Annotated in this window: 23 protein-coding genes, 1 tRNA gene and 1 pseudogene; 19 read left to right on the top strand and 6 right to left on the bottom strand. The window is 64.9% G+C overall.

The annotated features are described in order from the left end of the window. Positions 1–9: 9 nt before the first annotated feature. The 4 genes from ribH to hisF all read left to right on the top strand — a co-directional run bounded on the left by ribH (position 10) and on the right by hisF (position 2,647). Positions 10–495 (top strand): 6,7-dimethyl-8-ribityllumazine synthase, encoded by a 486-nt coding sequence (gene ribH, locus AC50YA_RS03290; RefSeq protein WP_160670188.1) that lies wholly within the window; start codon positions 10–12, stop codon positions 493–495. A 99-nt stretch (positions 496–594) separates the two neighbouring features. Further along, positions 595–858 (top strand): phosphoribosyl-ATP diphosphatase, encoded by a 264-nt coding sequence (locus tag AC50YA_RS03285; RefSeq protein ID WP_056345618.1) that lies wholly within the window; start codon positions 595–597, stop codon positions 856–858. A gap of 93 nt (positions 859–951) precedes the next feature. Continuing rightward, entirely contained in the window at positions 952–1,812 is an 861-nt protein-coding gene (gene hisG / locus AC50YA_RS03280) for an ATP phosphoribosyltransferase (protein WP_058929289.1), read from the top strand. A 58-nt stretch (positions 1,813–1,870) separates the two neighbouring features. Further along, the gene (hisF, locus tag AC50YA_RS03275; RefSeq protein ID WP_141140182.1) at positions 1,871–2,647 is read left to right on the top strand and encodes an imidazole glycerol phosphate synthase subunit HisF; all 777 of its coding nucleotides are present in this window, start codon (positions 1,871–1,873) and stop codon (positions 2,645–2,647) included. Positions 2,648–2,837: 190 nt separating this feature from the next. Here the strand turns inward: hisF and AC50YA_RS03270 are convergent, their stop codons facing one another. After that, the gene (locus tag AC50YA_RS03270; protein ID WP_463862463.1) at positions 2,838–3,482 is read right to left on the bottom strand and encodes a TIGR03085 family metal-binding protein; all 645 of its coding nucleotides are present in this window, start codon (positions 3,480–3,482) and stop codon (positions 2,838–2,840) included. 136 nt (positions 3,483–3,618) lie between these two features. Between AC50YA_RS03270 and hisI the strand changes: the two genes are divergently transcribed. The 11 genes from hisI to pyk all read left to right on the top strand — a co-directional run bounded on the left by hisI (position 3,619) and on the right by pyk (position 18,901). Further along, positions 3,619–4,026: a phosphoribosyl-AMP cyclohydrolase gene (gene hisI / locus AC50YA_RS03265; protein ID WP_494980938.1), complete on the top strand. Its 408-nt coding sequence runs from the start codon at positions 3,619–3,621 to the stop codon at positions 4,024–4,026. A 124-nt stretch (positions 4,027–4,150) separates the two neighbouring features. Then, positions 4,151–5,752 carry an anthranilate synthase component I gene (locus tag AC50YA_RS03260; protein WP_494980937.1) on the top strand — a complete coding sequence of 534 codons (1,602 nt, stop codon included), beginning with the start codon at positions 4,151–4,153 and terminating at the stop codon, positions 5,750–5,752. After that, on the top strand, positions 5,749–6,351 hold the full coding sequence (locus tag AC50YA_RS03255) for a Trp biosynthesis-associated membrane protein (protein WP_494980936.1): 603 nt from the start codon (positions 5,749–5,751) through the stop codon (positions 6,349–6,351). Before AC50YA_RS03260 ends, AC50YA_RS03255 begins: the two co-directional genes overlap by 4 nt. A gap of 109 nt (positions 6,352–6,460) precedes the next feature. Beyond that, positions 6,461–6,748, top strand: a complete 288-nt coding sequence (locus AC50YA_RS03250) for an HGxxPAAW family protein (RefSeq protein WP_494980935.1) — start codon at positions 6,461–6,463, stop codon at positions 6,746–6,748. Further along, complete coding sequence (trpC, locus tag AC50YA_RS03245) at positions 6,748–7,569, top strand: indole-3-glycerol phosphate synthase TrpC (protein ID WP_494980934.1); 822 nt, start codon at positions 6,748–6,750, stop codon at positions 7,567–7,569. The genes AC50YA_RS03250 and trpC overlap by 1 nt, the downstream gene beginning before the upstream one ends. Positions 7,570–7,644: 75 nt before the next feature. Next, a complete protein-coding gene (gene trpB, locus AC50YA_RS03240) occupies positions 7,645–9,051 on the top strand; it encodes a tryptophan synthase subunit beta (protein WP_494980933.1) in 1,407 nt (468 codons plus the stop codon). Then, positions 9,051–9,857: a tryptophan synthase subunit alpha gene (gene trpA / locus AC50YA_RS03235; protein ID WP_494980932.1), complete on the top strand. Its 807-nt coding sequence runs from the start codon at positions 9,051–9,053 to the stop codon at positions 9,855–9,857. The genes trpB and trpA overlap by 1 nt, the downstream gene beginning before the upstream one ends. Positions 9,858–9,862: 5 nt before the next feature. Further along, complete coding sequence (lgt, locus tag AC50YA_RS03230) at positions 9,863–11,017, top strand: prolipoprotein diacylglyceryl transferase (RefSeq protein WP_494980931.1); 1,155 nt, start codon at positions 9,863–9,865, stop codon at positions 11,015–11,017. 264 nt (positions 11,018–11,281) lie between these two features. After that, complete coding sequence (gene gltB / locus AC50YA_RS03225) at positions 11,282–15,895, top strand: glutamate synthase large subunit (RefSeq protein WP_494980930.1); 4,614 nt, start codon at positions 11,282–11,284, stop codon at positions 15,893–15,895. Continuing rightward, positions 15,888–17,345, top strand: a complete 1,458-nt coding sequence (locus AC50YA_RS03220; protein WP_494980929.1) for a glutamate synthase subunit beta — start codon at positions 15,888–15,890, stop codon at positions 17,343–17,345. Before gltB ends, AC50YA_RS03220 begins: the two co-directional genes overlap by 8 nt. 71 nt (positions 17,346–17,416) lie before the next feature. Beyond that, positions 17,417–18,901 carry a pyruvate kinase gene (gene pyk, locus AC50YA_RS03215; protein ID WP_494980928.1) on the top strand — a complete coding sequence of 495 codons (1,485 nt, stop codon included), beginning with the start codon at positions 17,417–17,419 and terminating at the stop codon, positions 18,899–18,901. Positions 18,902–18,963: 62 nt separating this feature from the next. Here the strand turns inward: pyk and AC50YA_RS03210 are convergent, their stop codons facing one another. Beyond that, positions 18,964–19,569, bottom strand: a complete 606-nt coding sequence (locus tag AC50YA_RS03210) for an ANTAR domain-containing response regulator (RefSeq protein ID WP_056345656.1) — start codon at positions 19,567–19,569, stop codon at positions 18,964–18,966. A gap of 204 nt (positions 19,570–19,773) precedes the next feature. Between AC50YA_RS03210 and AC50YA_RS03205 the strand changes: the two genes are divergently transcribed. Next, positions 19,774–19,855, top strand: a tRNA-Leu gene (locus AC50YA_RS03205). A gap of 657 nt (positions 19,856–20,512) precedes the next feature. On the opposite strand, the pseudogene AC50YA_RS03200 reads toward AC50YA_RS03205, so the two are convergent. From AC50YA_RS03200 to AC50YA_RS03190, 3 genes and pseudogenes are all read right to left on the bottom strand, one after another. Then, a pseudogene (locus AC50YA_RS03200) lies at positions 20,513–20,671 on the bottom strand (hypothetical protein); the annotation flags it as partial. A 117-nt stretch (positions 20,672–20,788) separates the two neighbouring features. Beyond that, a complete protein-coding gene (locus tag AC50YA_RS03195) occupies positions 20,789–21,607 on the bottom strand; it encodes a DUF1206 domain-containing protein (protein ID WP_494980927.1) in 819 nt (272 codons plus the stop codon). Between the two features lie 173 nt (positions 21,608–21,780). Further along, a complete protein-coding gene (locus AC50YA_RS03190) occupies positions 21,781–22,212 on the bottom strand; it encodes a DUF309 domain-containing protein (protein ID WP_494980926.1) in 432 nt (143 codons plus the stop codon). A gap of 213 nt (positions 22,213–22,425) precedes the next feature. Here AC50YA_RS03190 and AC50YA_RS03185 point away from each other — a divergent pair, with 213 nt between their 5' ends. After that, the gene (locus tag AC50YA_RS03185) at positions 22,426–22,638 is read left to right on the top strand and encodes a hypothetical protein (RefSeq protein ID WP_494980925.1); all 213 of its coding nucleotides are present in this window, start codon (positions 22,426–22,428) and stop codon (positions 22,636–22,638) included. 725 nt (positions 22,639–23,363) lie between these two features. Here AC50YA_RS03185 and AC50YA_RS03180 read toward each other — a convergent pair. Continuing rightward, a complete protein-coding gene (locus AC50YA_RS03180; protein WP_494980924.1) occupies positions 23,364–24,176 on the bottom strand; it encodes an MBL fold metallo-hydrolase in 813 nt (270 codons plus the stop codon). A 540-nt stretch (positions 24,177–24,716) separates the two neighbouring features. Between AC50YA_RS03180 and AC50YA_RS03175 the strand changes: the two genes are divergently transcribed. Further along, entirely contained in the window at positions 24,717–25,817 is a 1,101-nt protein-coding gene (locus tag AC50YA_RS03175; RefSeq protein WP_494980923.1) for a DNA polymerase IV, read from the top strand. A gap of 239 nt (positions 25,818–26,056) precedes the next feature. Further along, positions 26,057–26,452, top strand: coding sequence for a carboxypeptidase-like regulatory domain-containing protein (locus tag AC50YA_RS03170; protein ID WP_494980922.1), 396 nt, complete (start codon positions 26,057–26,059; stop codon positions 26,450–26,452). Positions 26,453–26,509 lie beyond the last annotated feature (57 nt).

Below are 26,509 nucleotides of genomic sequence, written 5' to 3'. Positions count from 1 at the left end.
GATTCACGCATGAGCGGACACGGCGCACCCGATATTGACCTCACCACCCTCAACCCGGCGGAAACGTCGCAGCTGCGGCTGGCCATTGTGGCAGCCAGCTGGCACACCCAGATCATGGACGGACTCCTGGACGGTGCCCTGCGCGCCGCCAAAGATGCAGGCATCAGCGAACCCACCGTACTGCGCGTTCCCGGCGCCTTCGAGCTTCCCGTCGCTGCCGCGCGGCTGGCACCGCACTTTGACGCAGTGGTGGCCCTCGGCGTCGTGATCCGTGGCGGTACGCCGCACTTTGAATACGTCTGCCAGGCGGCGACGTCGGGACTGACCGACGTCAGTGTCTCCACCGGCGTGCCGGTGGGCTTCGGCGTGCTGACCTGCGATACGGAGCAGCAGGGACTGGACCGTGCGGGCCTGCCGGGCTCCAGCGAGGACAAGGGCCACGAAGCAGTGACGGCAGCCTTGGCCACCGCAGTGCTCCTCAAGCAGTACAAGTAGCAGCCGGCGGACGGGCGCGGTGTGTATTCGCTCACATCGCGCCCGTCATGCAGCGGCCCGAAAGGCGCCCCCGGGCCGGCAGCAAGTAGGCTGTAGGGCGTGAAGAATTTCGAGACGCTGTTCGCTGAACTGAGTGAGAAGGCAGCCACCCGCCCGGCAGGCTCCCGCACCGTCGCTGAATTGGAGTCCGGAGTCCACGGCATTGGCAAGAAAGTCGTGGAGGAAGCAGCCGAAGTCTGGATGGCCGCTGAGTACGAATCCGATGAGGCCACGGCCGAGGAAATCTCCCAGCTGCTCTACCACCTGCAGGTTCTGATGCTCGCTAAAGGACTGACCCTGGAAGACGTCTACAAGCATCTGTAGCCACTGCGGCACCCGGCGGTCAACAATTGCCTGCCCGTGCCCTGCGTGGCCCGTATGCCTGATCCATAGACCTCCCAACCAAGAAAGACCCCCATGCTGCGAGTAGCCGTACCCAACAAGGGCTCCCTGTCCGAAGCCGCCTCCGCCATGCTGTCCGAAGCTGGCTACCGCCAGCGCCGCGACACCCGCGAGCTGGTCATGATGGACCCGGACAACGACATCGAGTTCTTCTTCCTCCGCCCGCGCGACATCGCAGTGTATGTCGGACGCGGAACCCTCGACGTCGGCATCACCGGCCGCGACCTGCTGCTGGACGCCGAGGTGGAGGCCGAGGAACTGTTGCCCCTGGGCTTCGCTGCGTCCACGTTCCGCTTCGCCGGACCCGTGGGCGATTTCGCCGCCGCAGAAGAGCTGGAAGGCAAGCGCCTCGCCACGAGCTACGACGGCCTGCTCCGCGGCTACCTCGCCGAGCGGGGCATCAACGCCAAGGTGGTCCGGCTCGACGGCGCTGTGGAGTCTTCCGTGCGCCTGGGCGTAGCGGATGCCATCGCCGACGTCGTGGAAACGGGCAACACCCTCAAGGCCGCCGGGATGGAAATCTTCGGCGAGCCGATCCTCAAGTCAGAAGCTGTCCTGATCCGCCGCACAGGCGATGGCGGAGCCGCGAACGGCACCGCCAAGGAGATTGAAGTCCTGATCCGCCGCCTGCAGGGCGTCCTCGTGGCGCGCCAGTACGTGCTCATGGACTACGACATCCGCAAGGAACTCGTGGAACAGGCCGCCGCGCTGACTCCCGGCCTGGAATCACCCACCGTCTCACCGCTGCGCGACTCCGACTGGGTGGCTGTCCGGTCCATGGTTCCGAAGAAGGAAACCAACCGGATCATGGATGAGCTCTACGATCTCGGCGCCCGCGCCATCCTGGTCAGCAGCATCCACGCCTGCCGTATCTGAGCGTCCCGCCCGGTTCACGCCGCGCCGCAGAATCCACCCGAGAATTCCAGGAGTCCCCATGGCTGTAGCTGTACGAGTCATCCCCTGCCTCGATGTCGACGCCGGGCGCGTTGTGAAGGGCATTAACTTCGAGGGGCTCCGCGACGCGGGCGACCCTGTGGAGCTGGCCCACCGTTACGACAATGCGGGCGCCGACGAACTGACGTTCCTGGATGTCACGGCGTCCTCGGGCAACCGCGAAACCACCTTCGACGTGGTCCGCCGAACGGCCGAGGAAGTCTTCATCCCGCTGACCGTGGGCGGCGGTGTCCGCGGCGTTGCCGAGGTGGACAAGCTCCTGCGTTTCGGCGCGGACAAGGCATCCATCAACACGGCCGCCGTTGCCCGGCCGGACGTCATCAACGAAATCAGCCGGCACTTCGGTTCGCAGGTGCTGGTCCTGTCCGTGGACGCCCGCCGGACCCGCCCCGGGTCCCAGCCCACGCCGTCGGGGTTTGAAGTGACCACCCACGGTGGCCGTACCGGTACCGGGATCGACGCCATCGAGTGGGCCAGGGAAGCCGCCGACCGCGGCATCGGCGAAATCCTGCTCAATTCCATCGACGCCGACGGCACCAAGGACGGCTTCGACCTGGAACTGATCCGCTTGGTCCGGGCCGCGGTGAAAGTGCCGATCATCGCCTCAGGCGGCGCCGGGGAACCGGCTCACTTCCCTCCGGCCGTCGCCGCAGGAGCGGACGCCGTGCTGGCCGCGTCGATCTTCCACTGGGGACCGGACAACATGATGTCCCAGGTCAAGCAGGCCATCCGCGACGCAGGCTTCGAAGTCCGCTAATCCCCACCCGCTCCCTATCCTCGCAAGTCCGCACCGGCTCCCTACCCTCGCAAGCTCGGGCTGGGGCCCTCGCCGGAGCGGCTCCACGGACAGGGAACCCTGCGGGCGTGGGCCCAGGCTCGATCACCAGTTAGCCGGTGGTTGAGCTTGTCGAAACCTGATCTCGAGGGCCCGAACCAACGGATCGCGGTTACAGGCCGACTTCTGCTGACTGGAGCAGGGCGACGGCGTCGGGCTGGCCTTCGAAGGTGACCAGTGCGTGGCGGGTCCGGCCGTGGGCGTGCATCAGCAGTTCGCCCGGCTCACCAACGATCGCCACCGAAACGGGTGCCCGCTTGGCGACGTGCCGCGGCCCGGACGGGCGCACCAGCACAATTCCCAGGTCGACGCCGCGGTAAAGAATCGCTGCCCGTTTGATCAGCTCGTCCCAGAGGGCGTCCGAATAAGCCTCGTCGAGGGCGCGCGGCGCCCAGCGGTCCACAGCCCGGCGGATGTCCTCGGTGTGGACGAAATATTCGATCAGGTTGGAACTCTCGTCCAATGCCTTGATGTTCATGGGGGACAGTGCCGGCGGGCCGCCGCGGAAGGTGTTCACCAGGCCGGTGTAGTCGTCAGCGGTCTTAAGCTTGGCCGCGAGCTTGGCGGTGGCCTTGTCCGAAGCCTTGGACAGGCTCTTGATGATGAGGCCCAGCCCCACGGCCGCCTTGCGTTCGCGCAGGTAAAGGTGCGCGGCAAGGTCCCTGGTGCGCCAGCCTCTGCAGAGGGTAGGGGCATCAGGGCCGGCCGCCAGCAGGGTTTCGGCCAGGACTTCTCGGGACGGTTCGACGAAATGCATCACTTGTGAAACTAGCACGAGAGCAGGGAGGTTGGGCAGCAGAACCGCCAGCCGATGGGTGCTCTTGTTCACACACTGGTTGTATGCCTGCTTGTGCATATTCAGGGGCCGCTGATCAGGCACTAGACTTGGTCTGATGTCTGAGCAGCCCGCCTCCGCCCCCGTAATTGTCCCGGCCCCCGTCACAAGCCCGCTTCCACCCGCCGTCGCGGACGCACTGAAGCGTGACGGCGCCGGGCTCGTAGCCGCCGTCGTACAGCAGTTCGATTCGAACGAGGTGCTGATGCTGGGCTGGATGGACGACGAAGCGCTGCACCGCACCATGACCAGCGGCCGGGTCACGTTCTATTCCCGTTCCCGCCAGGAGTATTGGCGCAAGGGGGACACCTCCGGCCACGTCCAGTGGGTCAAATCGGTTGCCGTGGACTGCGACGGCGATGCCCTCCTGATCCGAGTAGACCAGGTCGGCGCGGCATGCCATACCGGCACCCGGACCTGCTTCGACGGCAGGGACCTGGAAGTCCAAACCGGCGAGGCACTCTGATCCACGGCCCATGGGCGGATGACCGGCCCGCAGGCACACACTTTTTGGCAGCAAAGACTGGCGCCGTTCCACACCCGGCGACATTCACGAGGCGACACACAAGAACAGGCGGCGAAGAATAGCCATGCAGGACCTTGGAATCATCAGCCCGGGCCTCGAGGAGTTCCGCGAACTCGCCGGCAACAGCCGGGTCATCCCCGTCACGCTCAAAGTGCTGGCGGACGCGGAGACCCCTATCGGCCTCTACCGGAAGCTTGCCCAGGGCCAGCCCGGCACGTTCCTGATGGAGTCCGCGGCGGTGGGCGGCACGTGGTCGCGGTATTCCTTCATAGGCGCGAAGTCCCGGGCAACCCTGACCACCAAGGACGGCCAGGCGCATTGGCTGGGCCAGCCCCCGGCCGGCGTGCCCCTGGACGGCAACCCCGTGGACGCCATCCGCGACACCATCGAAGCGCTGCGGACCAGCAGGTTTGACGGCCTGCCGCCCTTCACCTCCGGACTTGTCGGCTTCCTGGGCTGGGAGACTGTCCGCCACTGGGAACGGCTGACCAGCCCGCCGGAGGATGACCTCCACCTGCCCGAGATGGCGCTGAACCTGGTCACCGACATGGCAGTGCACGACAACCATGACGGCACCGTGCTGCTGATCGCCAATGCCATCAATTTCGACGGCAGCTCCGACCGCGTGGACGAGGCCTGGGAAGATGCCGTGGCACGGGTCAAGGCCCTCCTCACCCGGATCAGCACGCCCGTGACCCAGCCGGTTTCCGTGCTGGAACCCGCCGCCCTGGATTTCGCCTCCAGCGTCGAGGAACGGTGGGACGAACCCTCCTACCTGGCCGCCCTGGACCGCGGCAAGGAAGCCATAGTGGACGGCGAAGTGTTCCAGGTGGTGATTTCACGCCGCTTCGAGATGGAGTGCGGAGCCTCGCCCCTGGACGTGTACCGGGTCCTGCGGAACACCAACCCCAGCCCGTACATGTACATCTTCAGCCTCGAGGACGCCGACGGCCGGGAGTACTCGATCGTTGGGTCCTCGCCCGAGGCCCTGGTGACGGTGACCGGTGAGGAAGTCATCACCCACCCGATCGCCGGTTCACGGCCCCGCGGCAAAACCGTGGAGGGAGACAAAGCCCTCGCCGAGGAACTGCTGGCCGACCAGAAGGAACGCGCCGAACACCTGATGCTCGTGGACCTCTCCCGCAACGATCTGTCCAAGGTCTGCGTCGCGGGAACCGTGGACGTCACCCAGTTCATGGAGGTGGAGCGGTTCAGCCACATCATGCACCTGGTCTCCACTGTGGTGGGCAAGCTGTCCCCGGACGCCAACGCCTACGACGTCCTGAAAGCGACCTTCCCCGCAGGCACCCTGTCCGGTGCCCCAAAGCCCCGGGCACTGCGCCTGCTGGACGAGCTTGAACCGCACCGACGCGGCATCTACGGCGGCGTGGTGGGCTACCTCGACTTCGCCGGCGACATGGACATGGCCATTGCCATCCGCTCGGCCCTTCTCCGCGAAGGACGCGCCTACGTCCAGGCCGGTGGAGGCATCGTGGCGGATTCGGTGAACCCCACAGAAGCGCTGGAGACCGTGAACAAGGCGGCCGCTCCACTCCGGGCCGTGCACACCGCCGGATCGCTGCACAACATTGCGGCGGAATCGCTCCCCGGCACCTCTCACATCAGCGACGCCGGCACCGCCGGGGAAAGCCAGGGCGCCGAATGACGCCGGCCTGGGCCAGGAAATCCACGCTGGTACTGCTGATCGCCGTTCTTGCGCTGGCGGTCTTCGGCGCCACCACGCAGACCTGGATCACTGTCAGCCTGGACGCCAACCAGGTGGGCCAGGCGGCGGGGGACCAGAACACGCTTCCGGTCCAGGGCAGCAAGGCTGCCACTGCGGTGACGGCTCTGGCCCTGGTGGCCCTGGCCGGCGGACTCGCAGCGTCCATCGCCGGAAAGTTCGCGCGGTGGGTCATCACCGCCATCATCATGGTGGCCTCCATAGGCATCATTGCTGCGGCCGCCACGGTGCTGGCTGACCCGCTGGGCGCCGCGCAGGGCTCCATCGCCGCTGCCACCGGGGTCACCGGCGGCAACGCGGAAGTGGTTGTGACCGCCTTCCCTGTCCTCGCCGTCGTCGCCGGTGCCCTGCTGGCGCTGGCCGCCCTGCTGATCATCCCCGCAGGTAGGCACTGGAAGTCGCGGACCAAATATGACGCGGCCACGTATGGGGCGCCCGCCGGCAGCACGGCGGCCGCCAGCGGTCCGGTGGACGAGATCGAAAGCTGGGACCGGCTCTCGCGCGGCGACGACCCCACCTGAACCCCCGCTCTCAGCCAAACCCGAGCAAACCGCGGCCCGGTCTGCCGATAGGCAGGTCCCGGCCAAAAAATGGCAGAATGTAAGCAGTATTCATCCCGAGGAGATTCACATGAGCAAAGCACCCGCTTCCGTATCGAAATCAGGCACCCGGACCGTTGCCCCCGGCGTCGTTGACCACAGCCAGGAACTTGGCCACGGCAACAGCCCCGCGGCCTGGACCTGCGTGATCGTTATGCTGGTCGGCGCCCTCATCGCGTCCATCGCCTTTGTCATCAACAACACCCCCATCTTCATCGCCGGCGCAGCCGTGATGGTCGTCGGCCTGATCCTGGGTTACGTCATGCGCAAGGCCGGCTACGGCGTCGAAGGCAGCAAGCTGAAGAGCTCCGGCCACTGATGGCGACTGTTCTCGATGACATCAATGCCGGTGTCAGGGAGGATATGGAGGCCAGGAAGCGTCTCGTTTCGCTGACAGAACTGAAGGACCGGACTGCGGACGCGGCACCCGCCCGGGACGCCTGGTCGGCCCTCGGCGGCACCGCGGTGCGGCGGGACCAGCTGAAGGTCATCGCGGAAATCAAGCGGCGCAGCCCGTCCAAGGGCGACCTCGCCACCATCGTGGATCCGGCATCGCTGGCAGAGCAATATGCCGACGGCGGCGCAGCCGTGATCAGCGTCCTCACCGAACAGCGGCGCTTCAACGGTTCCCTTGCGGACCTGGACGCCGTCCGTGCCCGCGTGGACATTCCGCTGCTCCGCAAGGATTTCACGCTCGACGAGTACCAGATCTGGGAGGCCCGCGCCCACGGCGCGGACCTGATCCTGCTCATCGTGGCGTCGCTCTCCGACAGCCAGCTCCGGGACTTCAGCGCGCTCAGCCGCGAACTTGGCATGAACGTGCTTGTGGAGACGCACACGGAAGAGGAAATCGAACGTGCAGTGGCGGCTGAGGCGCGTATCATCGGCGTCAACGTGCGCAACCTGAAGACGCTCGACGTCGACCGTTCAGTTTTCGCCTCACTCGCCGGACTGATTCCTGCCGAAGCGCTGGTCATCGCCGAATCCGGTGTGCGCGGCGTGGACGACGTGACGCACTACGCCTCCAACGGCGCCAACGCCATCCTGGTGGGCGAGGCCCTGGTCAGCGACTCAACGCCGCGTGACCGGATCGCCGAATTCACGGCGGCCGGCGCTGCCGCCATCGCCGCCCGGGCCTAGTCCGGGCACCCGCCGGCCCTGGTGCCGGCGGCACAACACTTCCGAACGATCAACTGGAACAGGACGGTGAGACTGATGGTTGACGCACCCTCAGAAAACGCTGACAACAACGCTGCGGACGCTTTCCTGCAGGGCGGCTCGCTGAAGCACGCCCCGGGGCCGTACTTCGGCGGCTACGGCGGGCGCTGGATGCCGGAATCGCTGATCGCCGCCCTGGACGAGCTCGAAGACACCTTTGAAAAGGCCAAGGCAGATCCCGAATTCCTTGCCCAGCTCTCCGACCTGAACAAGAACTACTCCGGCCGCCCCTCGCTCCTGACCGAAGCCAAGCGGTTTTCCGAGCACGCCGGCGGCGCCCGGATCTTCCTCAAGCGCGAGGACCTCAACCACACCGGATCCCACAAGATCAACAACGTCCTGGGCCAGGCCCTGCTGGCCAAGCGCATGGGCAAAACCCGCGTGATCGCCGAGACCGGTGCCGGGCAGCACGGCGTTGCCAGCGCCACCGCCGCCGCGCTCCTTGGCCTGGAATGTGTTGTGTACATGGGAGCTGAAGACTGCCGCCGGCAGGCGCTGAACGTCGCCAGGATGCAGCTGCTCGGCGCCACGGTGGTGCCCGTGGTCAACGGTTCGCAGACCCTCAAGGACGCCATCAACGATGCCCTCCGGGACTGGGTCAGCAACGTCGACAACACCCACTACCTGCTGGGCACCGCCGCCGGGGCGCACCCGTTCCCGGCCATGGTCCGTTTCTTCCACGAGGTCATCGGCGAGGAAGCCCGCGCCCAGATCCTGGAGCAGACGGGTAAGCTGCCCGACGCCGTCTGCGCCTGCATCGGCGGCGGTTCCAACGCAATCGGCATCTTCCACGGATTCCTGGATGATCCGTCCGTGAAGATCTACGGTTTTGAAGCCGGCGGTGACGGCGTGGACACCGGCCGTCACGCAGCCACCATCACCCTTGGCAAGCCCGGCGTCCTGCACGGCGCACGCTCCTACCTCATGCAGGACGACGACGGCCAGACCATCGAGTCGCACTCGATTTCGGCAGGCCTGGACTACCCGGGTGTTGGCCCGGAGCACGCGTACCTGGCCGACATCGGCCGCGTCAGCTACGAGCCCATCACCGACAGCGAAGCAATGGATGCGTTCAAGCTGCTGTGCCGGACAGAAGGCATCATCCCCGCCATCGAGTCCTCACACGCCCTCGCGGGTGCCATCAAGGTTGGCAAGCGCCTCACCGAAGGCGCTGCTGACCCGTCCGAAACGGTGATCATTGTGAACCTTTCCGGCCGCGGCGACAAGGACGTTGAGACCGCCGCGGAATGGTTCGACATGCTCGATGAGGAGGGCAAGGTCAAGGGCACCAACCTGTCCACCCGCAAGCCCAAGGGCCCTGCCGACCGGGCAGAAACTGAAGCCGTTCCCGCCACAGCCGCTCCTGCCAGCAGCGCCGCGGACAACAACGAGGACCAGAACTGATGATTGAACAGACGGCCAGCAAGTCCGCCGCCGCCATCGACCGTGCACGGGACGCCGGGCGCTCAGCGCTCGTGTGCTACCTGCCTGCGGGGTACCCGGACGTCCAGGCCACCATTGACGCCGGCATTGCCATGGCAAAGAACGGTGCCGACCTGATCGAAATCGGCATACCCTACTCGGATCCGGTCATGGACGGCCCTGTCATCCAGGCCGCCACCACCGAGGCCATCGCCAACGGATTCCGCGTCGAGAGCGTCTTTGACGTTGTCGCCGGCATCACGGCAGCCACAGACGTCGCCGTGCTGGTGATGACCTACTGGAACCCCGTGGTCCGGATGGGTGTGGACGAGTTCTCCCGCCGGCTGGCCGAGGCCGGGGGAGCAGGGCTCATCACGCCTGACCTCATCCCGGACGAAGCATCGGAATGGTTCGCCGCCTCGGACAAGTACGGTCTGGACCGCGTGTTCCTCGTGGCGCCGTCCTCCACCCCGGAGCGCCTGGCCATGACGGTCAAGGCAAGCAGAGGCTTTGTGTACGCCGTCTCCATCATGGGTGTGACGGGTACCCGCCAGGCTGTCAGCAGCAGCGCGGAGAAGCTCGTTGCCGACACGCATGCCGCCGGCGCCGAACGCGTCTGCGTGGGACTCGGTGTGTCTAACGCCAGCCACGTCCGTGAGATCGCTGCGTACGCAGACGGTGTCATCGTGGGCACGGCGCTGGTTGCCGCCATCCGTGACGGGGGAGTCCCCGCCGTCGCAGACCTCACCCGGGACCTGAGCGCCGGACTCGTCAGGGAAGAAGCCTAACCGCCATGCAGATCCTCCTTCAGGCCGCCGCCCTGGTGCCGGCCAGCATCCCCAGCCCGGACTGGTCCGGCTTCGACATCCCGCTGCCGTGGGGAACTCTGCGGATCCACGCCTACGCCCTGTGCATCCTCGCCGGGATCATCGCCGGCCTGTGGCTCACGTCCGTCAGGTGGGCCCGCCGAGGTGCGCCCGAAGGCAGTGTCTGGGACATCGTCATCTGGGCGATTCCGTTCGGCATCATCGGCGGCCGCCTGTACCACGTGGTTTCGTCTCCGGACGCTTACTTCGGGCCCGGCTTCGACGGGACCGGGGACCTGTGGCTCATCCCGCAGATCCAGCGGGGCGGACTGGGAATCTGGGGTGCCGTGGTTCTGGGCGTCCTGGGCGCCTGGATCGGCTGCCGCCGGTCCGGCGTGAAACTCACCGCTTTCCTGGACGCCGCTGCGCCCGGACTGCTGCTGGCCCAGGCCGTTGGCAGGTGGGGCAACTACTTCAACCAGGAACTCTTCGGCGGCCCCACCACCCTGCCGTGGGGCCTGCAGATCGATGCGGACAATCCCAATTTCCCGGCCGGCATGCCGGTGGATACGCTCTTCCACCCCACCTTCCTGTATGAGTCGCTCTGGAACATCGCCGGTGTGCTCATCCTGCTCGCATTGGACCGCCGATTCCACTTCCGGCGTGCCCGGCTCTTCTGGCTCTACGCCATGTATTACACCCTGGGCCGGGTCTGGATCGAGGCGATGCGGATCGACGACGCCGAACAGATCAACCTCTTCGGCATCACCACCAGGCTCAACGTCTGGACCAGTATTTTTGTCTTTGTGGCAGCACTCATTGTGTTCGTCCTCCTGGGATTGAAGGGCCGCCCGGAACCGGACACACCATTCCTGCCGGGCCGCGCACCGGCAGCAGACGATGCCGTGGACGATGCCGAGGCGGATGTCCCGGCTGTCCGCGATACGGATTCTGTTGTCTCAGATAGTGAATCGCGTGATAATCTCCCTGATAATGAAAATGGTTCCGGGCACCCTTCCACCCAAACGGAAGAGGAACCGGCGTTCCGGGACGGCAACAAGTCCGTTCCTGAGCAGCCGGTAGCCGGAAGTTCCGGCCACAAGGCAACGGAATCCGCGCCGGAAGCAGGCACGAGCAAGTAGGACGCCAGCACGGCAGGGTAGCAGAGTCACCACTCGGAGCGCCCAAACACCACAGCGTCGTGGCAACAGGGCCCAACCGGTCAGCAGAGACCAGCTGGCCGGTCAAGCCCGGGTCAGTGGCCTGCGTAACTGTTAGTTCAGCAGGCCCCGCTGGCCTACAATTTCCAGTAAATAACACTTTGTTGTGCCCATCACAGTGGCGCTGACGAGTGGGGCCAACGGTGTCCCTTCCATACGCACGATCAGGAGGAAGGACGTCTCCCCATGAGCCAAACTCTTCACACTCCCAGCTGGTCCGAACCGGACCAGCCGGTGGCTGCCATGTCGCCGTTTAAGCGCTTCGCCGCGCTACCCGAGGCCCGGGGCCTATACAACCCAGAGAACGAAAAAGACGCCTGTGGCCTGGCGATCATCGCTACGCTCCGCGGCGAGCCCGGCTACGACATTGTCGACGCCGCGCTGACTGCGCTCCGCAACCTGGAGCACCGTGGCGCTGTGGGTGCCGACGAGGGAACCGGTGACGGTGCCGGCCTGCTTATGCAGATCCCGGACGAGTTCTTCCGCGCCGTCACAGAGTTCGAACTCCCCGCACCGGGCCAGTTCATTGCCGGTACCGCCTTCCTCCCTGCAGAGCAGCGCGAAGCCGGCGCAGCCAAGGCCGGCATTGAAGGCCTTGCCGCCGATGAAGGCCTGACCGTGCTCGGTTGGCGCGAAGTGCCCATCGTCGCAGACCTCGTGGGCGCCATGGCACGCGCCTGCATGCCCTACTTCTCACAACCCTTCCTTGCCTCGGCAACCGGCGAAGTACTGGACCGCAACGAGCTGGACTCACGCGCCTGGCGGATCCGCAAGCGCGCCCAGAACAAGTTCGGCGTGTACTTCCCGTCGCTTTCCTCGCGCACCATTGTCTACAAGGGCATGCTCACCACGGCGCAGCTTGAGCCGTTCTACCCTGATCTCTCGGACAAGCGATTCAAGACCAAGCTGGCGATCGTCCACTCGCGCTTCTCCACCAACACGTTCCCCTCCTGGCCGCTGGCCCAGCCGTTCCGCACCATCGCCCACAACGGTGAAATCAACACCGTCAAGGGCAACCGGAACTGGATGCGCGCCCGCCAGTCCCAGCTCGCCAACCCGCTGCTGGGTGACTCCCCGGAAGAGCTGTACCCCATCTGCACCCCTGGTGCGTCAGACTCCGCGTCCTTCGACGAAGTCGCCGAGCTGCTCTGGCTTTCCGGCCGCCCCATCGCACACTCGATCATGATGATGATCCCCGAGGCCTGGGAAAACCACGCCACCATGGATCCGGCACGGCGTGCGTTCTACGAATACCACTCCCTGCTCATGGAACCGTGGGACGGCCCCGCCGCAGTCTCCTTCACGGACGGCAACCTCGTCGGCGCCACCCTGGACCGCAACGGCCTGCGTCCGGGACGTTACTGGATCACCGAAGACGGGCTGATCATCTTCGCGTCCGAGGTGGGCGTGATCGACGTCGAACCTTCCAAGGTGGTCAAGAAGGGCCGGGTTTCCCCGGGCAAGATGTTCCTCGTGGACACCGACGCCGGCCGCATCATCGACGACGAAGAGGTCAAGGCCGAGGTCGCTGCTGCGAATCCTTGGGCCGAGTGGGTCAAGGACAACCTCATTGACCTCAAGGACCTCCCCGAGCGCGAGCACGTGGTCCACACAGCCGCGTCTGTCAACATCCGCCAGCGGACCTTCGGCTACACCACCGAAGAGCTGAAGATCCTGCTTGGTCCGATGGCCCGCACCGGCGCCGAGCCGCTGGGTGCCATGGGTTCGGACACCCCGATCGCAGTGCTGTCCAAGCGTCCCCGGCTGCTGTTCGACTACTTTGTGCAGTCCTTCGCGCAGGTCACCAACCCGCCGCTGGACGCCATCCGTGAAGAACTGGTCACGTCGTTGACCTGCGCCATCGGCCCGAACGGCAACCTGCTGGACACCAAACAGGTCCGCCAGCCTCAGGTTTCCCTGCCGTTCCCGGTGATCAACAACGACCAGCTCGCCAAGATCGCCAACATCGAAACTCCCGACGGCGACCGCGTGGCCATGAAGGTCCGCGGCCTGTACCGCCCCGAGGGCGGCGAGAACGCGCTGTGTGCCCGGCTCACCGAGATCTGCGAACAGGTGTCCGGCGCGATCAACCGCGGCGTGCAGTATGTTGTGCTGTCCGACCGTGACTCGAACGCACAGTGGGCCCCGATTCCTTCCCTGCTCCTGGTCAGTGCCGTGCACCACCACCTGCTGCGCAGCGCCAACCGCACCAAGACCGCCCTGGTGGTCGAGGCCGGCGACGTCCGCGAGACGCACCACGTGGCTGTCCTGATCGGCTACGGTGCCTCTGCCGTGAACCCGTACCTGGCAATGGAGTCCGTGGAGCAGCTCATCACCGCCGGTGACGTTGTTGGGGTCTCGCCGCAGGACGGCGTCTACAACCTGATCAAGGGCCTCGGCAAGGGCGTCCTGAAGATCATGTCCAAGATGGGCATCTCCACCGTTGCCTCCTACACCGGCGCGCAGACGTTCGAGGCCCTGGGCCTCGGACAGGAACTGGTGGACGAGTTCTTCGCCGGCACGCATTCCCAGCTGGGCGGCGTGGGCCTGGACGTCATCGCCGCCGAAGTTTCGGCGCGGCACCAGATGGCCTACCCTGAGGGCGGCATCGAAATGCCGCACCGCCCGCTTCTGGGCGGCGGCGAGTACCAGTGGCGCCGCGACGGTGAGCCGCACCTGTTCAACCCGGAGACCGTCTTCCGGCTCCAGCACGCCACGCGTGAGCGCCGCTATGACATTTTCAAGGCGTACACCAAGGGCGTGGATGACCAGTCCGAGAACCTGATGACCCTGCGCGGGCTGCTCAAGTTCAAGAACGACCGACCTGCTGTTCCGTTGGAGGAAGTGGAGCCCGTCTCCAGCGTTGTGAAGCGCTTCTCCACCGGCGCCATGAGCTACGGGTCCATCTCGAAGGAAGCCCACGAGACCCTCGCGATCGCCATGAACCAGTTGGGCGGCAAGTCCAACACCGGCGAAGGCGGCGAGGACGTGGACCGCCTGCTGGACCCGAAGCGCCGCTCTGCCGTCAAGCAGATCGCATCGGGCCGGTTCGGCGTCACCAGCCTGTACCTGACCAACGCTGATGACATCCAGATCAAGATGGCCCAGGGTGCCAAGCCCGGCGAAGGCGGCCAGCTGATGGCGCAGAAGGTATACCCCTGGGTTGCCCGGACGCGCCACTCGACGCCCGGCGTCGGCCTGATTTCGCCGCCGCCGCACCACGACATCTACTCCATCGAGGACCTCGCCCAGCTCATCTACGATGCGAAGCGCGCCAACCCGTCGGCCCGTGTGCACGTCAAGCTCGTCTCCGAAGTGGGGATCGGCACTGTGGCGTCGGGTGTCACCAAAGCGAAGGCCGACGTCGTACTGGTCTCCGGCCACGACGGCGGCACCGGCGCGTCCCCGCTGAACTCGCTCAAGCACGCGGGTGTGCCGTGGGAACTCGGACTCGCCGAGACGCAGCAGACGTTGATGCTTAACGGCCTGCGCGACCGCGTGGTGGTCCAGGTGGACGGCCAGCTTAAGACCGGCCGCGACGTTGTCATCGCCGCGCTGCTCGGCGGCGAGGAGTTCGGTTTCGCCACCGCTCCGCTGGTGGTGGAAGGCTGCATCATGATGCGCGTCTGCCACCTGGACACCTGCCCGGTGGGCGTCGCAACGCAGAACCCCGAACTGCGGGCCCGCTTCACCGGCAAGCCCGAATTTGTGGTCAACTTCTTCGAATTCCTGGCCGAGGAAGTCCGCGAGATCCTCGCGGAACTCGGGTTCCGGAGCATCGAAGAGGCGATCGGCCACGCCGAGGTGCTGGACGCCCGCGAAGCGATCAACCACTGGAAGGCCGACGGCCTGGACCTGGACCCGATCCTGCACGGACTCGAATTCGACGACGACGCCCCACTGCGCAACATGACCTCGCAGAACCACGAGCTGGACAAGCACTTTGACCAGCGGCTGATCACCATGGCCACTGAGGCCCTGACTGACCGGACGCCGGTGAAGATCGCGGTGGACGTCATCAACACGGACCGCTCGGTGGGTACCATGCTGGGCCACACGGTGACCAAGACGTTCAGCACGGACGTGCTGGCGCCGGACACCATCGATATCACCCTGACCGGTACCGCGGGACAGTCGCTGGGCGCTTTCCTTCCTGCCGGCATCACACTGCGCCTCTTCGGTGACTCGAACGACTACGTGGGTAAGGGCCTTTCCGGCGGACGGATCATCGTCCGGCCGGACCGCACCAACGTATTCAAAGCCGAAAGCAACGTCATTGCCGGCAACGTGATCGGCTACGGCGCCACCAGCGGCGAGATGTTCCTGCGCGGCCAGGTGGGCGAACGTTTCATGGTCCGCAACTCCGGAGCCACCGCAGTTGTTGAAGGCATCGGCGACCACGGCTGCGAGTACATGACCGGCGGGCAGACGCTGATCATCGGCCGCACCGGACGCAACTTCGGCGCCGGCATGTCCGGCGGCACGGCATATGTGCTTGACCTGCAGACCACGCAGGTCAACAAGGACGCCCTGCAGTCCGGCGAACTCCAGCTCGTTGAACTCGACGCCGAAGACCGTGACATTGTCCACGGTCTGCTGGTCAAGCATGTCGAGGAAACGGAATCACTCCACGCTGCACGGTTGCTGGAGAACTTCGACGACACTGCTGCCCGCATTACCAAAGTGCTGCCGCGCGATTACGCGGCAGTCCTGCAAACCCGTCTGGACGCCATCGAAGAGGGCCTTGACCCCGATGGCGAAGAAGTATGGGCTCGAATCCTGGAGGTAACCGGTGGCTGATCCACGCGGATTTCTTAAAGTACGCCAGCGTGAAACCCAGCCGCGCCGCCCCGTTCCCGTCCGCATCATGGACTGGAAGGAAGTCTACGAGGCCCAGGAAAAGGGTGTCCTGAAGGCCCAGGCCGGCCGCTGCATGGACTGCGGCGTGCCGTTCTGCCACCAGGGCTGCCCGCTGGGCAACCTCATTCCGGAGTGGAACGACCTCGCCTGGCGGGACAAGGGCGAGGAAGCGATTGAGCGGCTGCACGCCACCAACAACTTCCCGGAGTGGACAGGCCGGCTTTGCCCGGCGCCCTGTGAGGCGTCCTGCGTGCTGGGGATCAACCAGCCCGCGGTCACCATCAAGCAGGTTGAAGTCTCCATCATCGACGAAGCGTTCGAAAACGGCTGGGTCAACCCGCTGCCCCCGACGCGCCTGACCGGAAAGACCGTTGCCGTCGTCGGCTCCGGCCCTGCCGGCCTTGCCGTGGCGCAGCAGCTGACCCGGGTGGGCCACACCGTCGCGGTGTACGAACGTGACGACAAGATCGGCGGCCTCCTCCGCTACGGCATCCCCGACTTCAAGATGGAGAAGGAGCAGGTGGACCGCCGCGTCGAGCAGATGAAGGCGGAAGGCACCCGCTTCCGCACCGGCGTCGCTGTGGGCACCGACGTGACGTGGGAGCAGCTGCGACGCCGCTACGACGCCGTGGTGGTTGCCACCGGCGCCACCGTCCCGCGGGATCTGCCCATCCCGGGCCGCGATTTCGACGGCGTGCACTTCGCTATGGATTACCTGGTGCCGGCCAACCGTGTTGTCGCGGGGGAGACAGTGGAGAACCAGATCCACGCCAAGGGCAAGCACGTGGTGATCCTGGGCGGCGGCGACACCGGTGCTGACTGCCTCGGCACCGCGCACCGCCATGGAGCCGCATCGGTGACCACCCTGGCCATCGGCAAGCAGCCGCCGGCCGAACGCGCCGGGCACCAGCCCTGGCCCACATTCCCCACCCTGTTCGAAATGGCAAGCGCCCACGAAGAAGGCGGCGAACGAACGTACCTCGCCTCCACCGTGGAGTTTGTCGGCGAGAACGGGAAGCTCACAGGCGTCAAGGTCGCCGAAACGGAATTTGTGGACGGCAAGCGGCTTCCCAAGGCCGGCACGGAGCGGATCATCCCGGCGGACCTGGTCTTCCTGTCGCTGGGCTTCACCGGAGCCGAGCCTGCGGGCATCACCGAGCAGGTCAGCGCCGAATTCGACGGGCGCGGCAACGTGACCCGCGACGGGTACTACATGACCAACACGGAGGGTATCTTCGTAGCCGGTGACGCCGGACGCGGGCAGTCGCTCATTGTGTGGGCCATCGCTGAAGGCCGGGCCTGTGCCGCCGCCGTGGACAAGTTCCTTATGGGCAGCACCATCCTGCCGGCGCCGGTGGCTCCGACGGACCGGGCCATCACGGTTCTCTGACACCTGTCAGTTCGCCGCGGATTAACCTCCACAACAACTTAACCAATGCAGGACACTACTAGGGTAGGTATATGAGACGCGCTAAGATTGTGGCCACTTTCGGCCCGGCAATTGCCAGCTTCGAGAACACGCTCGCGGTGTTGGAAGCCGGTGTGGATGTTGCCCGGATGAACATGAGTCACGGTGACTACGCCGTGCACGACAACACCTACGGGAATGTCCGCAAGGCAGCAGCCCAGCTGAGCAAGCCTGTGGCAATCATGGCTGACCTGCAGGGCCCCAAGATCCGTCTTGGGCGCTTTGTGGACGGCCCCCACGCCCTGGCCGAGGGTGACGTCTTCACGATCACCACCGAAGACGTTCCGGGCACCAAGGAGATCTGCTCCACCACGCTGAAGAGCCTCACCGAGGACGTCAACGTGGGGGATGCCCTCCTGATCGACGACGGCAAGGTGGCCCTGCGGGCGATCGAGGTCGACGACGTCAAGGTGGTTACCGTGGTAACCGTCGGCGGGATGGTGTCCAACAACAAGGGCATCAACCTACCCGGCGTTGCGGTCAACGTCCCGGCGCTGAGCGAAAAGGACGAGGACGATCTCCGCTGGGCCATGCGCCGCGGCGTAGACCTGGTTGCCTTGTCGTTCGTGCGTGACGCCTCCGACATCACCCGTGTGCACGAGATCATGGACGAAGAAGGCCGACGTGTGCCGGTCATCGCCAAGATCGAAAAGCCGCAGGCAGTGGAGCAGCTCCACGAGATCATCGACGCCTTCGACGCCATCATGGTGGCCCGTGGCGACCTCGGTGTGGAACTTCCGCTGGAGGAAGTGCCGATCGTGCAGAAGCGCGCCATTGAACTGGCTCGCCGCTGGGCGAAGCCGGTCATCGTGGCCACGCAGGTCCTCGAATCCATGATCGACAACCCGCGCCCCACCCGTGCAGAGGCCTCCGACTGCGCCAACGCCGTGCTCGACGGTGCAGACGCCGTTATGCTCTCCGGCGAGACCAGCGTGGGCAAATACCCGATCGAAACCGTCAAGGTCATGGCCAGGATCATTGAATCCACCGAGGTCCACGGCCTGGAACGCGTTCCGCCGCTGGGCACCAAGCCCAAGACCCGTGGCGGCGCCATCACCCGTGCCGCCGTCGAAATCGCCGACCAGCTGGAAGCAAAGTACATCTGTACTTTCACCCAGTCCGGTGACTCGGCGCGCCGCCTGTCACGCCTGCGTCCCATCCGGCCGGTGTTCGCTTTCACTCCGGTGGAGCACGTGTGGAACCAGCTGGCACTGACCTGGGGCATCCAGCCGGTGCTGGTCCCCATGGTGGGCCACACCGACGAGATGACCGCACAGGTTGACCGCAGCCTGCTCGAAATGAAACTCGTCGAAGACGGTGACCTGGTCATCATTGCCGCCGGGTCCCCTCCCGGAAAGGCCGGTTCCACCAACTCGCTGAAGGCGCACAGGGTGGGCGACTTTGCAGACGCCGGCAGCCTGGGCGACGCCGGCGAAGGTGCTCCCAGGGAGAAGCTCGGCCCCTGGCCGACGGCATAGCAACCTAAAAGGAAGGACCCCTGCCAGCTGGCAGGGGTCCTTCCTTTTAAGTGCTTAGTGGCTTAGTTGACCTGGTTGATGATGGTCTCGGCAACCTCGCGCATGCTGAGGCGGCGATCCATGGAGGTCTTCTGGATCCAGCGGAATGCTTCCGGCTCCGTCAGGCCCATCTTGGTGGTCAGCAGGCTCTTGGCGCGCTCGACGAGCTTGCGGGTGGCGAACTGCTCCTGCAGGTCCGACACTTCGCTTTCAAGGGCCTTGATTTCCTCATGGCGGGAGAGCGCAATTTCCAGGGCCGGGATGAGGTCGGCCGGGGTGAAGGGCTTGACCACGTAGGCCATGGCGCCGGCGTCGCGGGCGCGCTCCACGAGTTCCTTCTGGCTGAAAGCCGTCAAAAGGACTACGGGGGCGATGCGGGCCTTGACGATCTTCTCGGCTGCGGTGATGCCATCCATGATGGGCATCTTGACGTCCATCAGGACGAGGTCCGGCTTGAGTTCCTCGGCGAGCTGCACGGCCTTCTCGCCGTTGTCTGCTTCGCCCACCACGTCATAGCCTTCGCCGCGCAGGATCTCGATGATGTCGAGCCGGATGAGGGTTTCATCCTCGGCCACAATGACGCGGCGCGCCGGCTGGGACGTGGGCTTTGACTCCGTTTGTTCAGTCACGGGATCTCCTTGGAAAGGTACGGCGGAAACATCACCATCTTAGGTGCGCCCGCGGCCGTACTGTGATCTGCATGGTCTTTTGCGGCGTCAGCGGCGCGATTCTGGAATTCAGCCTATCTGCATGTAGAGTAATTCCGCGTACGTGAAGCGATCGCGTTGCTCACAATCAGCTGTGGGCGTACCGGTTTGCACAACGTATTCCGCGCCCGAGTGGCGGAATTGGCAGACGCGCCGCACTCAAAATGCGGTATCGAAAGGTGTGTGGGTTCGAGTCCCACCTCGGGCACAGCATGACCCCTCGTCAGAGGGGTCTTTTGCTTTAACGTGTGGACATTGACCCTGTAAGGGTCCCTCTGACGCTGTTCCTCGGCTTGGCCTGGCGCCGCGGCGGCCTATGAAGTTTTGTGGGTGGCGGGCTCAGGGTCGTGGCTGGTGGGTCCTCCGCCTGCTGGGATGTGGGGTCATTCGGGTCTCCTTTCTCACTACTTGTGGTGGGCGTGGTTTGTCTTGTACCTATTCATGGCGTGGGTTGTGGTGTTGACATGACCTGAGCGAAGTTTCTTGGATATTTTTCGTCTCGATTCGATCCTTCCTGTGAGCCTGGGGGAGAGGTTGGCGCCGTTTGTCCGTCCAAAGGTGGTGTGTACATTGTCCACACCCGTGTACGGGTGATGCCGCTTCTCGTGGGTGGCTTCGTCCTTGCCTGCTTTTGCTGTCACGAGTTCATGCAGGCACGAGTTCTGTGTGACATGACTTTCGGGTCGGTTCTTCGGCCCTTCTTGTTATGCGTCACGTCCGGGCCGCCTACCCGAATGCTTAGGCGGGACGCCCGCCATAGATTGCGTGGACTGCGCCAGAGGCGTCCACAGCGGGCGGTTTGTGCGGGACGGGGGCCTTTTTTGCGTTGCCGTTCTTGCTGTGGGTGATCACTCATACCTGATCATCACCGGGTACACAGTTTTCGACATGACCAGATGAGCGTGGGGCCGTTTTGTCGTGGAATCGTCTGCGGACCATGGATCTGGAGCGGGGTGTGAGCAGAGGCTTCCGAACGATCGGCACGGATCAAGTCCGCTTCGCGCAGATCGGCACCGGTGAGGTCTGCTGACCTTCCCGCTGCGCTGCCCCTTCGCCTGCCGACGCGCTCCTGGCGGCTCCCGGCCGGGCCGGCCGTCCCCCCAAGTCAGTGGAGCAGCAGCCGGCTGCGGCGGCGGGCGGCTTACATCCGCGCGACTTTGGCCTTTACCATCAGGTAAAGGCCGTAACAGATCAGACCGGCGCCGACGGCGGTCAGCATATATACCCCGTATGGCTGCTCGCGCAGGGCCTTCAATCCGCCATCCAGGCCGGTGGACTCCTGAGGGTGGGCGTTAACGGTGGCAATGATGACCAGCAATCCCACCAGAAACAGTGCGATGCCCTCAGCTACGTAGCCGACCACACCCAGCCCCGTCACAACGGACCGGCCGGTGCCCGAGGACGGCAGCCGCAGATCCTTCCTGAACGATGCTTTGCATCCGAGGACCACGAAGATAATGCCGACGACGGCGACCGCGGCTCCGATGGCGATCAGCAGGAACGCACCCCCGGGTGCTTTCATGATTGAGACCGTGAAATCGCTGGTGGATTGTCCGCTGTTCTTGCTGTTTCCGCTTGCTGAGGCAGCGAACGTCAGCGGGATGACGGCGAACACTACCGCCTTGCCTGCGGCGGAAAGTTTCTTCCCCACCTTCTTCTTGGCTTCCAGCTGACCGTAGGCGAACACGGCGTTACCGGTTTGCCAGAGCGCCAGAGCCACACAGGCGGCGAATCCGGTCCACAGCAGCAGCAACCCGCCGGGCTGGCCGGCGAGTTGGGCGACGGCACCACCCTGGTCCGCCTGTCCCGCCTTGCCGGAGGCCACCTGGATGGCGACTGACCCGGTCAGAACGTGCAACACGCCGCTGACGACAAAACCCGCCCTGGCGGCGATCACAAGAGCCCTGGAATTCGACGACTCCTCGACCGCGTTCGCGGTGTCCTTCAGCTCTTTCGTCATTTCCCGATCCTCAGCGCCAGCGCGCGCAAATGCGGCGGTGTGCAACACGCCTATTTTCTCACGGGAGCCCACGCTCAAACAGGCCCGGTCTGAGCCGGCGACGACGAACTGGACCGGAGACGGGTCAGGCAGGGAGCGCGCACAGGCCTGCCGCGAGGGTGTTGGTCGCCAGCTCAGGGGCCGGTGTGCATCCGATCGCGTGCGCAATTCACAACGGCGGACAAGTCGAGCCCGTAGGTCGGCCCTTCGCCGGAACCGTACTCCTCGAGTCGGGCCGCGCCGCGCTCGAAAAGCCGGAGCGCGCCAACGCTGTTACCCCGGGCGGCGTGGGTGAGCCCGACGCAGATTTGGGCGAGACCTTGCCAAAGGTTGCGTTCTTCGGCTGGCCCAGCTTTCCAGCGGGCCTCGAGTACCTCATGGGCGGCGAAGGGCCGGCCAGCTTCCACCAGGCTCCGGGCCGAGACCAAAGTCTGCGCCGGCGGCAGCGGCTTCTCCGAGACCGGTTCGACGCCAATGCTTCCGTACGGAAGCGGCCGCCCAAGAGCGTCACGTGGCCGGGCCTGTCGCGGGCGCCTTGAAGCGTCCCGGTCCCTGTCACCGGTCATAGCAGTTTCCGCCCTGAGCGTCCCGGACCTTACCAACCTTCATACGCCCAATGCTAAGACACGGCCCTTCGAACATCCGTCACCGCACTAACGACCGCTGCGTGGGCTCGTCGGCGAGTTCATGCACCAGACGTGAGGTGTCGCCACTGTCCATACCCAAAGCCGACTGCGCGGAATATACTTTAGCTCCCACCCCACATTGGGAGAGAAGCGATGATGCGCGGATTTGGCAGACGCAGATTGGGCGGACGCGGAACAGGTCTCATCGGGGTGATCTATCTGGTCATCGGACTGCTGGTTGCCGGCACTCACGGCTACCTCGTGGCCTGGAATATCCCGGGCAATGTTTTGGAAGGTCTGGCTGCGATACTTCTCTGGCCGCTCGTCGCGTTCTTCGCCGTCGATCTGCATGCCCTAATCGCCTAACACAACAAGAATCAAGCCGGGCAGCGACAGGACGTACGAAGCTATGCTGGGGTTGAGGCCGCTGCCTCAGGCGTGTGGCTCCGAATGCGCCCGACGGGCCTATCTTCCCGGTTTGCGCATTTGGGTTGGATGGAGCGAAGGGGGCGGCCCTGTCGAGTGGGTCAGACAGTCTTCCCGGTGTTTGACGAGCCGTGCCAGCGTGTCGCTGCCCGCGCCTCTCAGCGGTTCGCTGGGGCCCAACGCGAAGAATATTGTCTATCGGTGCAACATTTTGCGGCCTCCCGGCGGGTCAGGTCGGACAACCCCGAGGTGGTGCCGCCGCCGTCCGGGACGCCACGCAAGAACTTCGCGACATTCTTCAAAGCGACGGAATCGACCCACTGTTGATGATGTTGTCACTGTTGGGACATGCGGAATCCCGGGATGGCGGGGGCAGCGGCGGGTTCACGCCGCCTGGGACAGTTCAAAAAAGTCGCTTAGCTCAGGCACGAGGACACCGCGTGCCTGGATATCGCGTCCGTAACCGTTCGGCCGGTTCGGCCAGCGGACTCGTCCCTTCCGCCAGCGGCGCCGGCGGGTTGACCGTCCCGGTGAGAGGCCCGCTCAGCCATCAACAAGACATAACAGCCGCTGTAGGCTCGCACGGTGGGCGATGCTCGGAGTAATCGTCGACCGAGGATGAACCCCTACTCGATCCCAACTATCGCTAAAGGGGGAAAGGGGGTTCAGGTCAAATGGTCGAAGTCTCCTCGCGCCCAAGCAGCGTGCCGTTGGGCGGAATCGTGCAGAATGGCCTTGGCTCCGGACGCGATTACATTGTTGAGGTTGCCGTAGATCCGGTCGAATTTGAGCTCTCCCAGTTGCGCGGCGATTCGCAACGCCACCGCTCCGGATAGCGGCAAATGATTCGGGTAGCTGCGCATGAAGGCGACGGAGCGACGGTCTGGATTCGGATACACGCTGTCACCGGTCAGCAGAACTCCTCTGCCGCCCGCTCCTGCAGCCCAGTGCACCACCGCGCTGCCCGGGAAGTGCCCCCCGGTCTGGTGTAGCGTCAACCCTTCGGCGATAGTTTGACTGCCGGACCAGTATTTGATCATCGGATCAACGCGCCCCAGCCATTGCCGGTCTGCGTCCGCCACAAGTACAGGGACGCCACCGAGCCGATGCGACCATTCGACCTGCACACCAAACATGTGTGGATGGCTAGCGGCGATTGCTAGGACCGGGCCTCGCTCGAGCGCTGCCTTCACAGCACTGTCATCGACATATCCGACCGGGTCCCACAGCAGCGAACCCTCGTGTGTCACCACAAGCTGAGCGGTCTGGCCGATCCCGACTTTTGGCTCGGTCTTGATCCCGATAAGTCCCGGCTCGTTCTCCTTCAACAATGTCTGCAGGCCCTGCTGCGCCAGCCCGTCCAGTGTGAGCCACTTTTGTCCATCCTCGGGCACATACTGCCGCTCATCGGCGCAGATTGGGCAGACCCCCGGGGTAGGTTCATCGCGTTCGACGGCGCAAGTTGCGCAGATCAGCACGGTTAGTCCCTTCTAAGCGCGTTGTGTCCTGCTTTCCCGCGTTCCTCACCTTCGGCCGCAGGCTGGCGTGCCCAGACTATTGCATGCCAAAGTCTCCTAGGAAGAGAGATCCTTGCGGTATCAATTGGGTTGGCGGGCCGCCGTTCTCTTTGGCCGGGCGGACAGGCGTGAGGCCGGCGCGCAGGGTTACGCGTGTCGGCGAGCTCAGCCGCCGAAATTGTGTATCCCCGGGCCGGGCGCAAAGTTCCGCAAACGTGAGACAGAAACGTGGCCGGTTCCTGACTTTGTTCGTGGAAGGGACAACAAGCCTCATTCCGTCATTCTGTCTCATCCACGTTGTGGCAACGCCGAGTTTTCGGTGCGGCTCGCTTCAGGACAATTGAGGCGGGACAGTCATCCTCGCGTGGGACGCTTCGGCGGCCTACACAGCCGATTGGCTCACAGGCGTGAACTTAGTTCAGCATCGTTGGCTGCCGGTTTCAAAGAGGGTCAGGAGGCCGCAGGCTCGGCGGCCAAGCTCGGTGGAGACCCGGTGCTTGCATGGGATGTTTAGGGCAGACTGGTGGAGTGAGCGGAATCCGGTGGGTGCTGCACGTCGATCTCGATCAGTTCATCGCGGCGGTCGAAGTGCTCCGGCGGCCGGAGCTTGCGGGCAAGCCGATCATTGTGGGCGGTCGGGGCGACCCCACGGAACGGGCTGTGGTGTCGACCGCATCCTACGAAGCCAGGGCGTTCGGTGTGGGTTCCGGAATGCCCTTACGCATTGCGGCCCGGAAAGTGCCTGACGCTGTGATCCTGCCCGTCGATCAGGAGGCTTACCTCGCGGCGTCTGAAACGGTGATGGCTACCCTGCGCGCGCAGCCCGGCGCCACCGTGCAGGTGCTGGGTTGGGATGAAGCCTTTGTAGGCATTGAGACGGAGAATCCGGAAGCCTACGCCCGGCAGGTGCAGGCCGCTGTCCTGGAGCGAACGCAGCTGCATTGCAGCGTGGGCATCGGCGACACCTTGGTCCGGGCCAAGGTCGCCACCGGTTTCGGTAAGCCGGCCGGCGTCTTCCGTCTCACTGCCGGGAACTGGCTCGATGTCATGGGCAGTCGGCCCACCAAGGACCTGTGGGGCGTCGGGACCAAGGTGTCGGGCCGGCTGGCCAAACTCGGGATCAACACGGTCGCCGGGCTCGCCGCGTCCGACCCCCAAGACCTGGTCCCGGGGTTCGGCCCCAGGATGGGTCCTTGGTACGCGGAGCTCGGACGCGGGGACGGCGCCAGCGTTGTGGATGACACCCCGCGGGTTGCCCGCGGGCATAGCCGGGAGACCACCTTCCAGCGGGATCTGACCGAGCCCGCCCAGGTGGACGACGCTGTGAGGGAGCTGACAGCGCGTGTCCTTGAGGATGTTGTGGCGGAGGGACGGCCCGTGGTTGGGCTGACTCTGAAGGTCCGGTACGCGCCGTTTTTCACGAAGACCCACGCGAGGAAGATTCCCGAGACATTCGACCGGAACGAAATCCTCGTGCGGGCCTTGGATCTCGCAGCCGGAATCGAAGCGGGCCGTCCGATCCGACTCCTGGGCCTGCGGGCCGAAATGGCAATGCCCGACGATGCCCGAAAAGGACATGCGCCGACGCGCGGCGGTTGGTGACGGCGTCGCTCCCTTCCTTACCAGCGCGGATGAATCGCTTCGCGGAAGAGTGGATGTCGTCAACTGAGGCGAGCGGGTTGTACGAGCCTGCGGGAAGCGACACCGGCCCAGCTACGGTGGGTGGATACTCGGTGTTGTGCATCAATTGTTGAGCCGCCTGTCGGCCACGTTGTCCGGTCCAGGCCAACGGACCGCCGCCGTAAGCCAGCGGCGGGCAAGGATCGTGATGTTGTGCTGGAATGTTGGTGAGTGAAGTGAAGTGTTCCGTCTGGGCCTTATTAGCCGCACTCCTGTGGTTGTGCGGGTGCACCAGTCCAAGCGGTCCGGTCACGGGGCATTCCGGGGTTGTTACCGGGTTCGTCCTGACCGCCCCGGTCTGTCCCGTCGAACGTATTGGTCAGGAGTGTCCACCGCGCCCCGTATCGGGGGCCGCGGTTGTGGCCTTGGACGGGGATGCCGTCGGGGGCTCAACACAAACCGATAGCACCGGTGCCTTCCATCTGACGCTGCCTGACGGTCGTTATGTGCTCAGAGCGACCAACATCGGCGGTTACGCTTCGACGGCTACCGAGCTTGTGGTCATCTCGGACCTGCCCGTTCACATCATGCTGGTTGTTGACAGCGGGATTCGCTAAGCCTGATCCGCGCAGGGCTGGCAGATGTCGCCGTCACTCAATGCCAGGAGCGATCAC

The sequence above is a fragment of the Pseudarthrobacter sp. RHLT3-21 genome (assembly GCF_059383495.1).
Note: the sequence above shows the minus strand (reverse complement) of the source record. Positions and strands in the feature narration are given on the sequence as shown.